Raw genomic sequence first — 12,553 nt, 5'->3', positions numbered from 1 at the left:
GGCGGCAGTTTACTCGCCTGCTTCCCTGCCCGACACCTGCTGGATCAGGATTCGGAAGAAAACATGCGGCGCGCTGTCTGAAATCGGAGGTATCACGGGTTTGAGGGCGCCTGGCTCCCACCAGTTCGCGTATTTGCTTAGCACAGTCCATGCATGGTCGCGCTCAGCCTTGTGACCGACCCTATCAGGCAGCTCTTCGTATCGGGCGTCGACAACAACGCTTTTCCATCCTCGACCTTGGCCGTGTTCGTCGACCTGGACGCACACAAGCGGATTGGCTCGCATCCAGTCGATCTTCTTGCCAGGCATCGAGAACGCGTACAGATGGTTGTCTGCATGCGCATAGTATAACGGCACGACATAGGGTTGCCCGTCCTTCGCGCACGCCAGGCGGCCTACACGATTTGCTGTCAGCAATTTCGTACATTCCAGCGCGGAAAGTGTGCGGATCAGCATCGGTGCGATCTCCTACGTCTCGCGGCCTGCTGGGTGCTTTCGGCCCGGCTCGCAGGCGGCGAGGCGCATAGTCGCGCATTCGGCGACTCCGGAAAATGATCCAGATCAAGGCGCGCTTGCTGTCTCTGCGCATCCTAGGCGCATGTGGAAGCCAATCCTAAGCGCTCCGTTTGGTCGCAATCTCGAACTGGCCGTCTTCGACGAGGATGGCGAGCATGCGCTCGTATTTCCCTGCATACGAGGGACGGAGGGCTGGAAGAATGCCGCGACCGGTGCGCGTATCGACATCCGTCCGACCCATTGGAGAGAGTGGGCGCCGGAGCGGGTTGCGGCCGGCAAGAGCGACGCCCTTAGCGACCACCCTTAGGCTTGAGATTCGACAATCAGTGCCATCCGCACGAGATGCGACAGGCTGCTTGCATTCATCTTGCTCATGACATTGGCGCGGTGGATCTCGACTGTTCGTGGGCTGATCCCCAAATCGTAGGCGATCGTCTTGTTGGGCAGGCCCGACACCAGCCCGTCCAGCACCTGCTTCTCCCGCTCCGACAATGTCGACAAGCGAGCACGTATCTCGGCGGATTGAGGGTGAGCTGCATGGACCTGGTTGCGGTTGCCCAACGCAGAGCGGATCGCATCGATCAGAATATCGTCGTCGAAAGGTTTTTCGATGAAATCGGCGGCACCTTCTTTCATCGCCTGAACGGCGAGCGCAACATCGGCATGACCGGTCATGACAATGACCGGGATCGAATGTCCGCGGGATCTGAGCTGTCGCAGGAACTCGATCCCGTCAATGCCGGGCATGCGAACGTCCGTCACGATACAGCCGTCGAGATTGCCCGTCGCTGTGGCCAGAAAAGCCGACGCCGATTCGTATAGGCGCACGGCGAAGTCCGCCGTCGCCAGAAGAAAACCAAGCGACTTGCGAACCTCGACGTCGTCGTCGACCACATGCACAAGATCGTTACTGGCCATTGGCGACTTCTTCCTTCTGCACGATGCGCAGGGTAAACCGGAAAGCGGTTCCTCCAGCGGGCATTGCCTCGGCCCAGATGTGACCACCGTGCGATTCGACGATAGTGCGGCAAATGGAGAGGCCAACGCCCATGCCCTGCTTTTTGGTGGTGACAAATGGCTGGAAAAGCTGAGCCGAGACCTCCGGCGCCAGGCCCGTGCCAGTGTCGATCACACTCACCTCGGCCATCCCGTCATCCCTGGCAACGGTCGTCACGTGCAACTCGCGGCGTGGGACGCCTTGCATTGCCTCGACCGCGTTGCGCATCAGGTTGAGCAAAACCTGTTGAATCTGGATGCGGTCCGTCAAGACGAGTTCGGCTGCAGGATCGAGTTGGTAGGTGACGCGGACATCAATTTCCCTTGCGCCGACCAGGGCCAGCGAAGCGGCTTCCTCGATCAGCGCCGGCAGACGTTCGATCTGCCGCTCGCTCTCGCCTCTCGCGACGAAGTCGCGAAGGTGGCGAATGACATCTCCGGCCCTCAAGGCCTGTTCCGCTGCTTTTTCGACGGCCTCCCTCAACATCGGCGCGTTCTCTTCCGTGCTCTTTTCGAGAAGCCGCCGGCTGCCTTTGAGGTAATTCGTAATGGCCGTGAGCGGCTGGTTGATTTCATGTGCCAACGTCGAGGCCATTTCGCCGAGCGCGGTAAACCGCGCCATATGGAGAAGCTCCTGCTGCTGCTCCTGTATTCTGGCTTCTGCCTTGTGGCGTTCGGTCAGGTCGCGGCAGAAGCCGGTAAAGAAGCGGCCGGTCCCGGGATGCATCTCACCAACCGAAAGTTCCATGGGAAAGGTCGAGCCATCCTTGCGCATTCCCGTCACCGTGCGGCCGAGCCCGATGATCCGGCGCTCTCCGGTGGTAAGGTAGCGGTGCAGATAGGCGTCATGCTCTTCGCGATAGGGCGACGGCATCAGCAGACTGACATTTTGACCGAGGACTTCGCTGGACTGGTACCCGAACAGTGTTTCGGCAGCCGTGCTGAAGGACTGAATACGGCCTTGTTCGTCGATGACGACCATTGCGTCGGGCACCGTCGCCAGGATCGAGCGCAAATGATCTTCGCGCAATCGAAGGGCGGCGTTTGCATAGGAAAGCTCGCTGGCGTCCGTGCCTTCGACAAAAATAGCCGTGATGCGACCATCCTCGGCCTTGATGGGCTGATAGACGAAATCGAGGATATGCTCTTCGGTCGGCTCGTCATCCTTGTTGCGAAGAGCGACTTTCACCCCCCGGCCAATATAGGGTTCACCAGTTGCGTATACCTGGTCCAGCAGTTCATAGAAGCCTTGGCCTTCAAGCTCGGGCAGAGCCTCGCGTACCGACTTTCCAATGACCTGCCGTTCACCGATCAGGCGCTGATAGGCGGCATTGGTCAATTCGAAGACATGACCCGGCTCACGCATCAACGTCATGAACCCCGGGGCCTGCTCGAACATCAGGGAGAGCCGGTCGTGATCGGCCGTGGCCGGCCCTTCACCGCGAGCGCCGGTTGATAAGTCACGTGTTTGTTTGTCGTCCAAATGAAGTCCTTTGATCGGGGAACCCGCAACGCAGTCTAGTTATCATTCATCGCTTTGCTGCACATCTCTTCCAGCAATGCAAACCGATCAAAACAGCGAGCCGCGGCCGATTGGGTAGGTAGCGTTTTTTGACTCGCATCAAGGCGTCGAGTGCCGGCGGATGCACTTCATTATCGCATTCAAGCGCTCCAGCGAAAGGCGACCGCGATGTCCTACAAGTCAATTATTCTAAACCTTGCCGTAGATGCACCTCCTACATCCATGGTGAAGTTGGGGATCGAGCTTGCGGAACGCTTCGGGACTCACCTTATCGGCCTGGCGGCTGCAGACGTCCCGCCGCTCGTCGCGACCGGCGACGGCATGGTCTATGAAGGCGACATCATGCAGATCCAGCGGACGGAAATCGAAAAGCGGCTTGCCGAACTGCGTGCCGAATTCGAGAGGCTGGTTCCTGCTTCGATCAGCAGCGAATGGGGGCAGGAAGTCTGCAACCCGACCCGCTTCCTTAGCGTCTCCGCCCGCGCGGCCGACCTCATCGTAACCAGCGGCGAGGAGGGAGAAAATGTCTATCGCGCCGTGGATGTCGGGAGCCTTGCTCTCGGCACAGGCCGGCCAGTCCTTGTCGCCGCAAGCAATGTCGAACATGTTTTGGCAAAGACCGTGTTGGTCGCCTGGAAAGACACCAGGGAGGCGCGACGGGCGATAGCGGATGCATTGCCTTTCCTGGCCCGGGCCAATGAGGTCATCGTCGCCACGATCGATACCGACCGCAGCGAAAGCGCCCGATACAGCCTCGCCGATGTCGCGGCTTATCTAGAAAACCATGGCATCATGCCACAAACAGAACTGCTCACTGGCGAGGCGGATGGCGACCATCTGCTGGCGTTTGCGCGCTCGATCCACGCTGATCTGATCGTCTCCGGTGCTTACGGCCATAGCCGCCTCCGGGAATGGGCCTTCGGCGGCGTCACCCGCACGCTGATCGAAGACAACGGCATCAATCGCTTCCTGTCGTATTGAAGGTCTGTCGAACCCACTCACCGCCCTAATCGAGGGGCCGGAATCAACCCCATCCGGCACCCGTTTTCGTCGAAGATGGCGCTGCTTTCGCGCTCTGAAGTTGGCAACCGACAACGCACCCGTTTGCAAGATCCACTGTCGAGTCGGCAACGGAGCATCCTGTTGACCAAGATCAATGTCGTCAGCCGCCAATGTAGCAATGATTGCCAAAATGCAGGAGTGAACGACATGACGTTTCTCGACTACCTGATTTCGATTGACGCCAGGACGGCCTTGATGGGCCGCATGATGCGGAGGCTCGGCGTCGACAGACAATTGAAAGTCGTGGCGGACCATGCGGCCGTCACCAATCGGGCGGTGGATCGCTGCCGCTCCTGCGGCCATCAGGACGAATGCTCGACCTGGCTCGACGAGCACCAGCAAGCCGATGATCCGCCGGATTACTGCCGCAACCGCGACCTGATCGCACGGCTTCAACACGCAGCCGGCCAACGCTAGAAAGGTCACCACAAATGCGTCTGACGAGTGAACGCAAACGGAACTTATGCCGATAGATTTGCATCCCATGGGACCAGGCAGTTTGGACAATCTATTTCTTCTAGAAGCATTTCTGCTCTTTATTGCGCCCGGGCCAACCAATGCTCTTTTGGTGGCGGGTGCGGCCAAGCGAGATAAGGCGATCGCACTCTTGGTCGCACAGGCCTGTGGATACGGGATCGCAGCAGCCTGCTGGTTTTCGCTGCGACCCTTGCTGCCGTCCGGCGCCATCCAGGTACTCAAGCTGGTCGCAGCCCTATGGCTCGTAATTCTTGGCCTGCGTCTGATAGGCCGCGACCAGATCGACGCATCCGAAGACGGGGATGGCCTTTCTGTTATAGTAACTACTGCCCTCAATCCGAAAGCCTTTATCTATTGTCTGGCAATCGTGCCGGTGGACGCGAGGCCGTACGAACTGGGCTTCTTCTGGATCGTACTCTTGGTGACCACAGCCGCCACCGGGTCAATGTGGCTTTTGCTCGGTAGGCGTCTGAACGGAGCCGGAGAGATGGCAGACAGGGTCGCGGGCGCGGTGCTTATCGCATTCGCCTTGTTGCTGCTTCGACCATTAATAGCGGTAGCTGCGACTTAGGTTCAATGCGGACATTCTTCCAATTCGAATGCTGGGGTCACGCAATGCTGCAGTCCGCAACTAAGAGACAAGCACCACCGACAGCGGCTCCGCGCAGAAAAGGTTATCCTTTACGGCTTTGACGCCGGCGACGTTTTCGGCGGCGACGATGGCTGCCTGGCGTTCGCGTTCGTCGAAGATCGCGCCGCTCAGTTCGACCACGCCATTGCCCACCGTGACGCAGATCATTTCCTTGCCGGCCCATTTCTGAGTCGCAAGCTCGGCAATAATTTTCTGACGGATCTGTTCGTCGTCGACGAACGCCGGGCCCGCATCCGGCAGGACGTTGAGCAATGCACGCAAAAGGTCGGTGCGGGTGATGATCCCGACGACTTTTCCCCCATCGACAACCGGAATGCGTTTGACGTGGCGGCGCGTCATGAGCTCGACGATCTCGGCGATCGATGCCCCGGGGGATGCTGTGACGAGGTCTTCTGTCATGACCTCCTCGATCCGTCGTCCGTTGGCTTGAACATATTCATCAGCGGCTCGCCCGGGGCTCACAAGAAGCTCCAGCCAACGCGAGCGCTTACGCTTCGTGCCGAGTTCTCCCCGGCGCAAGAAATCACCTTCGCTGACGATGCCCACTAGCGTACCGTCCCTGCGAATGACGGGCAGGCCGCTGATCTTCTTGGAGAGCATCAGCCCGGCCGCTTCGGTGATCGACGCGGACGGCTCTATTCCGACGACCGGTGTCGTCATTATGGCTTCGGCTTGCATACCTGCCTCCTCAAACATCTTCCCTGATTATCGAGGTCCCTGCGTCGCGTGCCTTGATCTGAGTCACTTTCTGGGAGCAGCAACGTCGGCCGGCCAAACATCCGGTCTGTCTTATATTCGAGCCAGACACATGCAGTGGCGAAGTTTGCGGTACCAGCGGCGTTATCCGCACCTTGGCTCCCGATCAGTTGTCTAGCTTGTCATCCCGATCGATAAGGATCCGCTCGGCGGCTCCGTCGAGATCCTCGTATTGACCGCTCCTCAAGGCCCACAGGAAGCCGGACAGACCCAGCGCGCCGAGAAAAAGAGCTACGGGTATGAGATAGACAAGCGTCGTCATGAGGATCGTGCCAATGCGCCGATACTGGAACGTTTGCCGCGCGTACGAATCGTCTCCGGTGGGCTCGCGGCAGAGCCTTGCAGCCTCAGCGCATTGCCAATGACAAGCAGCGACGAAGCCGACATCGCGATTGCCGCGATCAGCGGCGTGACGTGCCCCAGGATGGCGATCGGCACGGCGATGGTGTTGTAGACGATTGCTATGGCGATGTTTTGCCGGATCAGTCGTCCGGCCTTTCGCGAGATGTCGAGGGCAAGGGGTACTGCCGAAAGGCTTTCGCGCAGGAACACGAAATCCGCTGCTTTGCGGCCGACATCGGCCGCCGTGGCTGGAGCGATCGAGACGTGTGCCGCGCCCAGCGCAGGGGTGTCGTTGAGGCCGTCGCCAACCATCAGCACCTTGTGGCCGTCCTTCGACAGCGTTTCGATATACTCGACCTTGCCCGAAGGAAGCAGCGCCGGAACAAAGTGATGGATGCCCAACGTCGCCGCGACCTCGCCGCAGGCAGCTGCGGTATCGCCCGACAGCATTTCCACGGAAATCCGGGCGTTGTTCAATTGCCCGACGGCCGCTCTGGCGTCTGCACGCAGCGCGTCCTCGAAGGCAAAGGACGCGACAATGATCCCATCTTTGGTCAGAACCGTTCCGCCGTATCTGCTTTCGCCGCCGGTTCGGGCCTTCCACCCGGCCCAGCCGCGCCGGCCAAGCCGCCAGGTGCTGCCAGCGGCGGTGGCTTCGATCCCGAAACCAGGGTGCTCGCTGACGGACTCGAGCTTCGGCTCGCCGGCAAAGCCCGCAGAGCCGGCTATGGCCCTTGAGAACGGGTGGCGAGAATGCGCCGCCATGTCGGCAGCGATTGCCAGCATGGCCGGATCGATGGACGACGCGTTGACGAGCCGGGGCTGTCCGAGCGTAAGCGTTCCTGTCTTGTCGAACACCGCCGTGTCGATCGCCGCCAGGCGCTCCATGGCCGAACCATCCTTGACCATGACGCCGCTTTCGAACAGACGCCGCGCAGCGACCACCTGCACGATCGGCACGGCGAGACCGAGCGCACACGGGCAGGTGATGATGAGAACGGCGATGGCGATCGTTACTGCCTGGTGCCAATCGCCGGTCGCCGCCATCCAGCCAAGGAACGTCACGAAGGCGGTCAGATGGACCACTGGAGCATAGAGCGCTGAAATGCGGTCGGCGATCCTGCGATAATGCGCGCGACCGCCCTCGGCGGCTTCCATCAGCCGGACCATTTCGGCCAGGAAGGAATCCTTTGCGGCGGCTGTTGCTTCGATGGTCAGCGGGCCCGTGAGATTGAGTGTGCCGGCCTGCACGGTTTCCCCTGACGCCACGGCTCTGGGTGTGCTCTCACCGGAAACCAGTGAACAATCGAGATCCGAAGAGCCTCGAATGATCTTGCCGTCGACGGGAATCCTTTCGCCGGCGGTGATCAGCAGCTGCAAGCCGGGTTCGATCTCCTCAACCGGCAGGTAGTCGCGCGAACCATCCTCGCGCAGCACCATGGCGCCCCGCGCCGCCAGCCGTGACAGGCCGTTCACGGCGGTCCGGGCACGCTCGCGCATCACGTGATCCAGCGTGCGGCCGATCAACAGGAAGAACAGCAGCGACACCGACGCGTCGAAATAGGCGTGGTCTCCATGGTTGATGGTCTCGTAGAGGCTCATCGCGTAGGCGAGTGAAACGCCAACCGCAATCGGCACGTCCATGTTCATGCGACCGTGACGCAGCGCATTCCATGCCGAGCGGAAATAGATTCCGCCGGCGAAGGCGAGCGCCGGGATGGCGATCAGCGCTGAGACCCAATGGAACAGGTCACGCGTCGCGCCTTCAGCTCCTGACCAGACCGAGACGGAAAGCAGCATGATGTTGCCCGCAGCAAAGCCGGCGACCGCGACGGCGCGGATCAGTTCCGAAAGCGTCTTGTCTTTTTCATGAACCTCGGGGTCGAAAAGATGCGCCGGGTAGCCCAGCAGCTCTAGTGCAGCGACGATGGGAGGAGCCTCGTTCCCACGCCACTGGACCGAGACCCGTTTGGTCGAAAGGTTGACACGAGCGCGCTCGACGCGATCGAGCTTCCCGAGAGCCGTCTCGATCGCCTGGATGCAGGCCGCGCAGTGAACCGTCGGCACCGACAGATCGGTCTGGCGAAGGTCATTGCCAAGCGAGCGGCTTGCCAACCTGATCTCCTGGCTCGATGGCAAGCTGGATGTCGCTCCGTCCAGATCCAGCGCCATTTCAGCGCCCGGCGCACAGCAGCTCATCGCAGTGCTCCCTGGGAAATCATGATCCGGCGAACTTCGCGATAAGGCTCTGCCAGACCGGCATCGGTGTCGACTTCGACGATCCAGACGCCATCCCTTAGCGTGTGCTGCGCGGCAAATTCCTGGCCCGAGGCAGCGGCGAGAGTAACGGCTTTGTCCGCGCCCTCGTAGGCGGGATGACGAAACAGCACCTTGACACTGCGCAAGGGAACCGGCTTGCCGGCGGCATCGCTGAGACTGTAGCGGACTTCCCCCGAAGAGATCGTCAATTTGCCAGTCCAGCCGAGCGCCGCCTGTGCGCGGCCTTCTTCGGCCTTTCGGTTGAATTGCTGGCTGGCCACATAGGTGTTTTCGACGACAAGGCCGGTCCAGCTTGTGCTGGCGAATGTCGCCATCGTCAGATTGACTGCGATGACCACACCAAAAAAGGCGAGAATGGTGGCCAACATATGCCTACCGGTGAATTCGCGGGGCCGTCGCGCATTGGCGCTCATCTGGTGATCTCCGGGGCATTGAAGGTGGCGGTGTATTCGTCCGTTTCGAAACTCGCCTTGTCCTCGACGCGGAATTTGAAGGTTTGTGTTGCGCTTCCGACCTGGTCCGCCGGCTGGCGCACGAAAACCTTCAGCATCTTCAGGCGGTCGGGTTCGACCGCGACGGCGAAGGACCGGTCTGCGGGAAGGTCGATACCAACGACGCTCATTTCGCCTCCCCGCAGGCCCTGCATCGTGACAACGATCGTCCTTGGCTCGGGGATCATGTTGAGCAGCTTGACGGTGTAGCCGTTGCGAATCGAACCGTCGGACAGCGTGACGAACTGCGGATTGCGGTCGTGCAGAACATTGACCTCGAGCCGGTCGCGCGTCAGCAGCGAATAGAGCAGCGCAATGCCGACCGCCGACCATGCACCCATGTAGATGAAGGTGCGCGGCCGAAAGATCTTGCGGATATGGAAATGGGCTAACCTGTCGGAGAAAGCGCCGCCGTCGGTCCGGACGAGCGACGGGTTCACCGAGCAAGACCCGCCTGCTGTCGCCACCGCCATGTTGGCGTTGTAATCGGACAGCGTCGCATAGGAGATCAGCCCGCGCTCCTTGCCGAGCTTGTCCATGACGCTATCGCAGGCATCGATGCACAGCGCGCAAGTGATGCATTCGAGCTGCTGGCCATCGCGAATGTCGATCCCCATCGGGCAGACGGCGACACAGGCATTGCAATCGACGCAGTCTCCGACCGGCTGCCCCGCGGCCTGGACCTTCTTGGCGTGCCGCGACCGAGGTTCGCCGCGCCAGTCATTATAGGTCACGGTCAGCGAATTTTCGTCGAGCATGGCCGCCTGGATGCGCGGCCACGGGCACATATAGGTGCAGACCTGTTCGCGCATCAGCCCGCCGAATGTGTAGGTGGTTGCCGTCAGCACGCCGATGGTGATGTAGGCGACCGGCGCAGCGGTGCCGGTGAAGACCTCGCCAATCAGCGTTGGCGCATCGGCGAAATAGAAGATCCAGGCACCGCCGGTCGCTGCCGCTATGACCAGCCAGATGGCGTGTTTCGATACACGCAGCACAAACTTGCGCGCAGTCCACGGTCCGGCGTCGAGCTTTATGCGGGCGTTGCGATCTCCCTCGATCGCACGCTCTACAACCAGAAACAGATCGACCCATACGGTCTGCGGGCAGGTATAGCCGCACCAGGCTCTGCCAACTGTGGATGTGATCAGGAAAAGGCCGATGCCGGCCATAACGAGAAGACCGGCCACATAGTAGAATTCCTGCGGCCAAATCTCGATGAAGAAGAAATAGAAGCGGCGGTTAGCAAGATCGATCAGCACGGCCTGATCGGGAGCAAACGGACCTCGATCCCAGCGCAGCCAGGGCGTCAGGTAGTAGATGCCCAGGGTGATCGCCATCACCAGCCATTTGAAGCGGCGAAAGCTGCCCGAGGCGCGCTTGGGGAAGATCTTCTTGCGCGGTGCATACAGCGGCTGGCGGACCTTGGCGGAGTTGACCGCCTCGGCTTCGAGCCGTTCTACCTGCGTATTATCCAGCACCAGTGTCTCCAGTCGCGCAGCTTACGATTTCGGGGCGCGCAGTCGGACTTAGTTGTTTGGCCGGTGCGCGAAATGCCGCGTTGAACTCAAGCTTTGCGGCGGGGCAGCCTGCTGCGCGTTGATGCAAGTCAATCGTCGGACATCGAATGCAATCGAGGCCCGGCGCAAGCCGGGCCTCGTCGCTTGGCTGGCGAAGGGCCGGGAATAGGACCCCCCTCTATTCCCCACCGCCAAGCGAATGGATGTAGACCGCGAGCTCCTTGACCTTGGTCTCACCGAGACGCTCAACCCAGGCCGGCATCACACCGTGCTTGGGTGCGCGGACCTGCGCGGCGATTGCGGTTTCGTTGGATCCGTAGAGCCAGATCGCATCGGTCAGATCAGGGGCGCCGAGCTCTTTGTTGCCTTTTGCATTGTCGCCGTGGCAGGCCACGCAGTTTTCGGCGAAAACCTTGGCGCCTGGCTCGACCAGTTTTGCATCTTGAACCGGGCCAGACAGGCTGGCGACATAGGTGCTGACCTGTGCGACCTGGTCCCCGGTGATGATCTCGCCAAAAGCCGGCATTTCCGACAGTCGTGTATCCGGGACGGATACGAAGCGTATGCCGTGCGTGATCGTTTGCTGGATCTGCTCGGCCGTGCCGCCCCACAACCAGTCATCGTCATTGAGGTTGGGAAAGCCTTTGGACCCTTGGGCGCCGGAAGCGTGGCACTGCACGCAATTGACCTTGTACGCAGCGCTGCCGGCGGCAACAGCGAATTCGCGCAACGCGTCGTCGCCGGCAATCTCCGAGACGGTTTTCGATTGTATCGCTGCGGCATATTTCGCCTTGGCGATCTCGGCCGCAGCAAGCTCGTTGTTGACGTCGCCGCGGCTCGAATAGCCAAGCACGCCCTTGGTCGCCGAGGTCAGCATCGGCCATGCCGGATAGGCGATGGTGTAGCCGATCGCCCAGACGATGGTGATGTAGAACGTTATGACCCACCAGCGCGGAAGTGGGTTGTTGAGCTCCCTGATACCATCCCACTCGTGGCCGGTGGTAGAGATGCCCGACACTTCGTCGATATGTTCATCGCTCATGATCAGTCGTCCTTCAGAGGAATGCGGGCGGCTTCATCGGCCTGCTTGCCACTCCCGGGACGGAATGCGAAGGCGACCGTTCCGACGAAGAAAAGCGCCATGGCGAGCAGGGCCCAACTGTCGGCGAACTCTCTCATCCAGTGGTAATCCATGGTCCTTCTCCTCAGCGGTAGCCAGCGGCTTCGTCGTAGGTCTTGAAATCGACCAGCGTGCCGAGCATCTGCAGGTAAGCGACCAGGGCATCCATCTCGCTGACCTGTTGCGGATTGCCGTCGAAGTCGCCGAGCTTCGCCTTCGGATAGCGGCCTTCCAGCTCGGATGTGTTGGCATTGGGATCGGCCTGCGCGATCATGTCATCTCTGGCGTGAGCGATCATGTCTTCGGAGTAGGGGACACCGACACGCCTGTTTGCGATAAGGTGCGTCGAGAAGTCCTTCACCTCGATCGCGGTATCCTTCAGGAAGGCATAGCTCGGCATGATCGATTCCGGCACCACCGAACGCGGTTCGATAAGATGCTGAACGTGCCACTCGTTCGAGTAGCGATCTCCGACCCTGGCGAGGTCCGGCCCCGTGCGCTTCGATCCCCACTGGAACGGGTGGTCGTACATCGACTCGGCCGCCAGGCTGTAGTGACCATAGCGCTCGACTTCGTCACGGAACGGCCTGATCATCTGGCTGTGACAGAGGTAGCAGCCCTCACGCACATAGATATTGCGCCCGGCGAGTTCGAGCGGCGAATAGGGCCGCATGCCCTCGACCTTCTCGATCGTGTTGTCGAGATAGAAGAGCGGTGCGATTTCGACGATACCGCCGACTGTCACCACCAGGAGGGAACCAACGAGAAGAAGCGTGGCGTTCTTCTCGATGATCGCGTGTTTGTCCATCAAGCCCATTTTGG

General features: G+C 60.5%; 15 protein-coding genes. 4 read left to right on the top strand and 11 right to left on the bottom strand.

The genetic code is table 11. From position 1 onward, the window contains the following. Positions 1-9 precede the first annotated feature (9 nt). Positions 10-456 carry a pyridoxamine 5'-phosphate oxidase family protein gene (locus RPG13_RS28105; RefSeq protein ID WP_337126558.1) on the bottom strand — a complete coding sequence of 149 codons (447 nt, stop codon included), beginning with the start codon at positions 454-456 and terminating at the stop codon, positions 10-12. Between the two features lie 142 nt (positions 457-598). Between RPG13_RS28105 and RPG13_RS28100 the strand changes: the two genes are divergently transcribed. Continuing rightward, positions 599-823 (top strand): hypothetical protein, encoded by a 225-nt coding sequence (locus tag RPG13_RS28100; protein ID WP_095488963.1) that lies wholly within the window; start codon positions 599-601, stop codon positions 821-823. Here RPG13_RS28100 and fixJ read toward each other — a convergent pair. Both fixJ and RPG13_RS28090 read right to left on the bottom strand, forming a co-directional pair. Beyond that, the gene (gene fixJ, locus RPG13_RS28095; protein ID WP_126107381.1) at positions 820-1,434 is read right to left on the bottom strand and encodes a response regulator FixJ; all 615 of its coding nucleotides are present in this window, start codon (positions 1,432-1,434) and stop codon (positions 820-822) included. The genes RPG13_RS28100 and fixJ overlap by 4 nt on opposite strands. After that, on the bottom strand, positions 1,424-2,911 hold the full coding sequence (locus tag RPG13_RS28090) for a PAS domain S-box protein (protein ID WP_337127067.1): 1,488 nt from the start codon (positions 2,909-2,911) through the stop codon (positions 1,424-1,426). The genes fixJ and RPG13_RS28090 overlap by 11 nt, the downstream gene beginning before the upstream one ends. Before the next feature lie 291 nt (positions 2,912-3,202). Here RPG13_RS28090 and RPG13_RS28085 point away from each other — a divergent pair, with 291 nt between their 5' ends. The 3 genes from RPG13_RS28085 to RPG13_RS28075 all read left to right on the top strand — a co-directional run bounded on the left by RPG13_RS28085 (position 3,203) and on the right by RPG13_RS28075 (position 5,144). Next, positions 3,203-4,015 (top strand): universal stress protein, encoded by an 813-nt coding sequence (locus tag RPG13_RS28085; RefSeq protein WP_337126557.1) that lies wholly within the window; start codon positions 3,203-3,205, stop codon positions 4,013-4,015. Between the two features lie 228 nt (positions 4,016-4,243). Further along, positions 4,244-4,513 (top strand): DUF6455 family protein, encoded by a 270-nt coding sequence (locus RPG13_RS28080; protein ID WP_095489234.1) that lies wholly within the window; start codon positions 4,244-4,246, stop codon positions 4,511-4,513. 82 nt (positions 4,514-4,595) lie between these two features. Further along, a complete protein-coding gene (locus RPG13_RS28075; RefSeq protein ID WP_126105373.1) occupies positions 4,596-5,144 on the top strand; it encodes a hypothetical protein in 549 nt (182 codons plus the stop codon). A 60-nt stretch (positions 5,145-5,204) separates the two neighbouring features. Here the strand turns inward: RPG13_RS28075 and RPG13_RS28070 are convergent, their stop codons facing one another. From RPG13_RS28070 to ccoO, 8 genes are all read right to left on the bottom strand, one after another. Next, the gene (locus RPG13_RS28070) at positions 5,205-5,903 is read right to left on the bottom strand and encodes a CBS domain-containing protein (RefSeq protein WP_126105374.1); all 699 of its coding nucleotides are present in this window, start codon (positions 5,901-5,903) and stop codon (positions 5,205-5,207) included. Positions 5,904-6,087: 184 nt separating this feature from the next. Beyond that, positions 6,088-6,243, bottom strand: a complete 156-nt coding sequence (gene ccoS / locus RPG13_RS28065; protein WP_126105375.1) for a cbb3-type cytochrome oxidase assembly protein CcoS — start codon at positions 6,241-6,243, stop codon at positions 6,088-6,090. Next, on the bottom strand, positions 6,240-8,522 hold the full coding sequence (locus RPG13_RS28060) for a cation-translocating P-type ATPase (protein WP_292223792.1): 2,283 nt from the start codon (positions 8,520-8,522) through the stop codon (positions 6,240-6,242). Before RPG13_RS28060 ends, ccoS begins: the two co-directional genes overlap by 4 nt. Further along, complete coding sequence (locus RPG13_RS28055) at positions 8,519-9,016, bottom strand: FixH family protein (RefSeq protein WP_095488969.1); 498 nt, start codon at positions 9,014-9,016, stop codon at positions 8,519-8,521. The genes RPG13_RS28060 and RPG13_RS28055 overlap by 4 nt, the downstream gene beginning before the upstream one ends. Then, a complete protein-coding gene (gene ccoG / locus RPG13_RS28050) occupies positions 9,013-10,572 on the bottom strand; it encodes a cytochrome c oxidase accessory protein CcoG (protein WP_095488970.1) in 1,560 nt (519 codons plus the stop codon). The genes RPG13_RS28055 and ccoG overlap by 4 nt, the downstream gene beginning before the upstream one ends. 217 nt (positions 10,573-10,789) lie before the next feature. Continuing rightward, positions 10,790-11,653: a cytochrome-c oxidase, cbb3-type subunit III gene (gene ccoP, locus RPG13_RS28045; RefSeq protein ID WP_127205957.1), complete on the bottom strand. Its 864-nt coding sequence runs from the start codon at positions 11,651-11,653 to the stop codon at positions 10,790-10,792. 2 nt (positions 11,654-11,655) lie between these two features. Next, the gene (locus tag RPG13_RS28040; protein ID WP_065009122.1) at positions 11,656-11,805 is read right to left on the bottom strand and encodes a CcoQ/FixQ family Cbb3-type cytochrome c oxidase assembly chaperone; all 150 of its coding nucleotides are present in this window, start codon (positions 11,803-11,805) and stop codon (positions 11,656-11,658) included. A gap of 11 nt (positions 11,806-11,816) precedes the next feature. After that, positions 11,817-12,548 carry a cytochrome-c oxidase, cbb3-type subunit II gene (gene ccoO, locus RPG13_RS28035; protein WP_095488972.1) on the bottom strand — a complete coding sequence of 244 codons (732 nt, stop codon included), beginning with the start codon at positions 12,546-12,548 and terminating at the stop codon, positions 11,817-11,819. Positions 12,549-12,553: the final 5 nt, after the last annotated feature.

This window comes from Mesorhizobium sp. ISC15 (genome assembly GCF_037162615.1).
In the GTDB taxonomy this organism is placed as follows: Bacteria; Pseudomonadota; Alphaproteobacteria; order Rhizobiales; family Rhizobiaceae; genus Mesorhizobium; species Mesorhizobium mediterraneum.
This window is presented reverse-complemented; position numbering and strand designations above follow the sequence as displayed.

Excerpts from the sequence above, each read along its gene's own strand:
- RPG13_RS28060 (WP_292223792.1), bottom strand. The coding sequence starts at position 8,522 with ATGAGCTGCTGTGCGCCGGGCGCTGAAATGGCGCTGGATCTGGACGGA.
- RPG13_RS28105 (WP_337126558.1), bottom strand. The coding sequence starts at position 456 with ATGCTGATCCGCACACTTTCCGCGCTGGAATGTACGAAATTGCTGACA.
- RPG13_RS28085 (WP_337126557.1), top strand. The coding sequence starts at position 3,203 with ATGTCCTACAAGTCAATTATTCTAAACCTTGCCGTAGATGCACCTCCT.
- RPG13_RS28080 (WP_095489234.1), top strand. The coding sequence starts at position 4,244 with ATGACGTTTCTCGACTACCTGATTTCGATTGACGCCAGGACGGCCTTG.
- RPG13_RS28040 (WP_065009122.1), bottom strand. The coding sequence starts at position 11,805 with ATGGATTACCACTGGATGAGAGAGTTCGCCGACAGTTGGGCCCTGCTC.
- ccoO (WP_095488972.1), bottom strand. The coding sequence starts at position 12,548 with ATGGGCTTGATGGACAAACACGCGATCATCGAGAAGAACGCCACGCTT.
- ccoS (WP_126105375.1), bottom strand. The coding sequence starts at position 6,243 with ATGACGACGCTTGTCTATCTCATACCCGTAGCTCTTTTTCTCGGCGCG.
- RPG13_RS28090 (WP_337127067.1), bottom strand. The coding sequence starts at position 2,911 with ATGTTCGAGCAGGCCCCGGGGTTCATGACGTTGATGCGTGAGCCGGGT.
- RPG13_RS28100 (WP_095488963.1), top strand. The coding sequence starts at position 599 with ATGTGGAAGCCAATCCTAAGCGCTCCGTTTGGTCGCAATCTCGAACTG.
- RPG13_RS28070 (WP_126105374.1), bottom strand. The coding sequence starts at position 5,903 with ATGCAAGCCGAAGCCATAATGACGACACCGGTCGTCGGAATAGAGCCG.
- RPG13_RS28055 (WP_095488969.1), bottom strand. The coding sequence starts at position 9,016 with ATGAGCGCCAATGCGCGACGGCCCCGCGAATTCACCGGTAGGCATATG.
- fixJ (WP_126107381.1), bottom strand. The coding sequence starts at position 1,434 with ATGGCCAGTAACGATCTTGTGCATGTGGTCGACGACGACGTCGAGGTT.
- ccoP (WP_127205957.1), bottom strand. The coding sequence starts at position 11,653 with ATGAGCGATGAACATATCGACGAAGTGTCGGGCATCTCTACCACCGGC.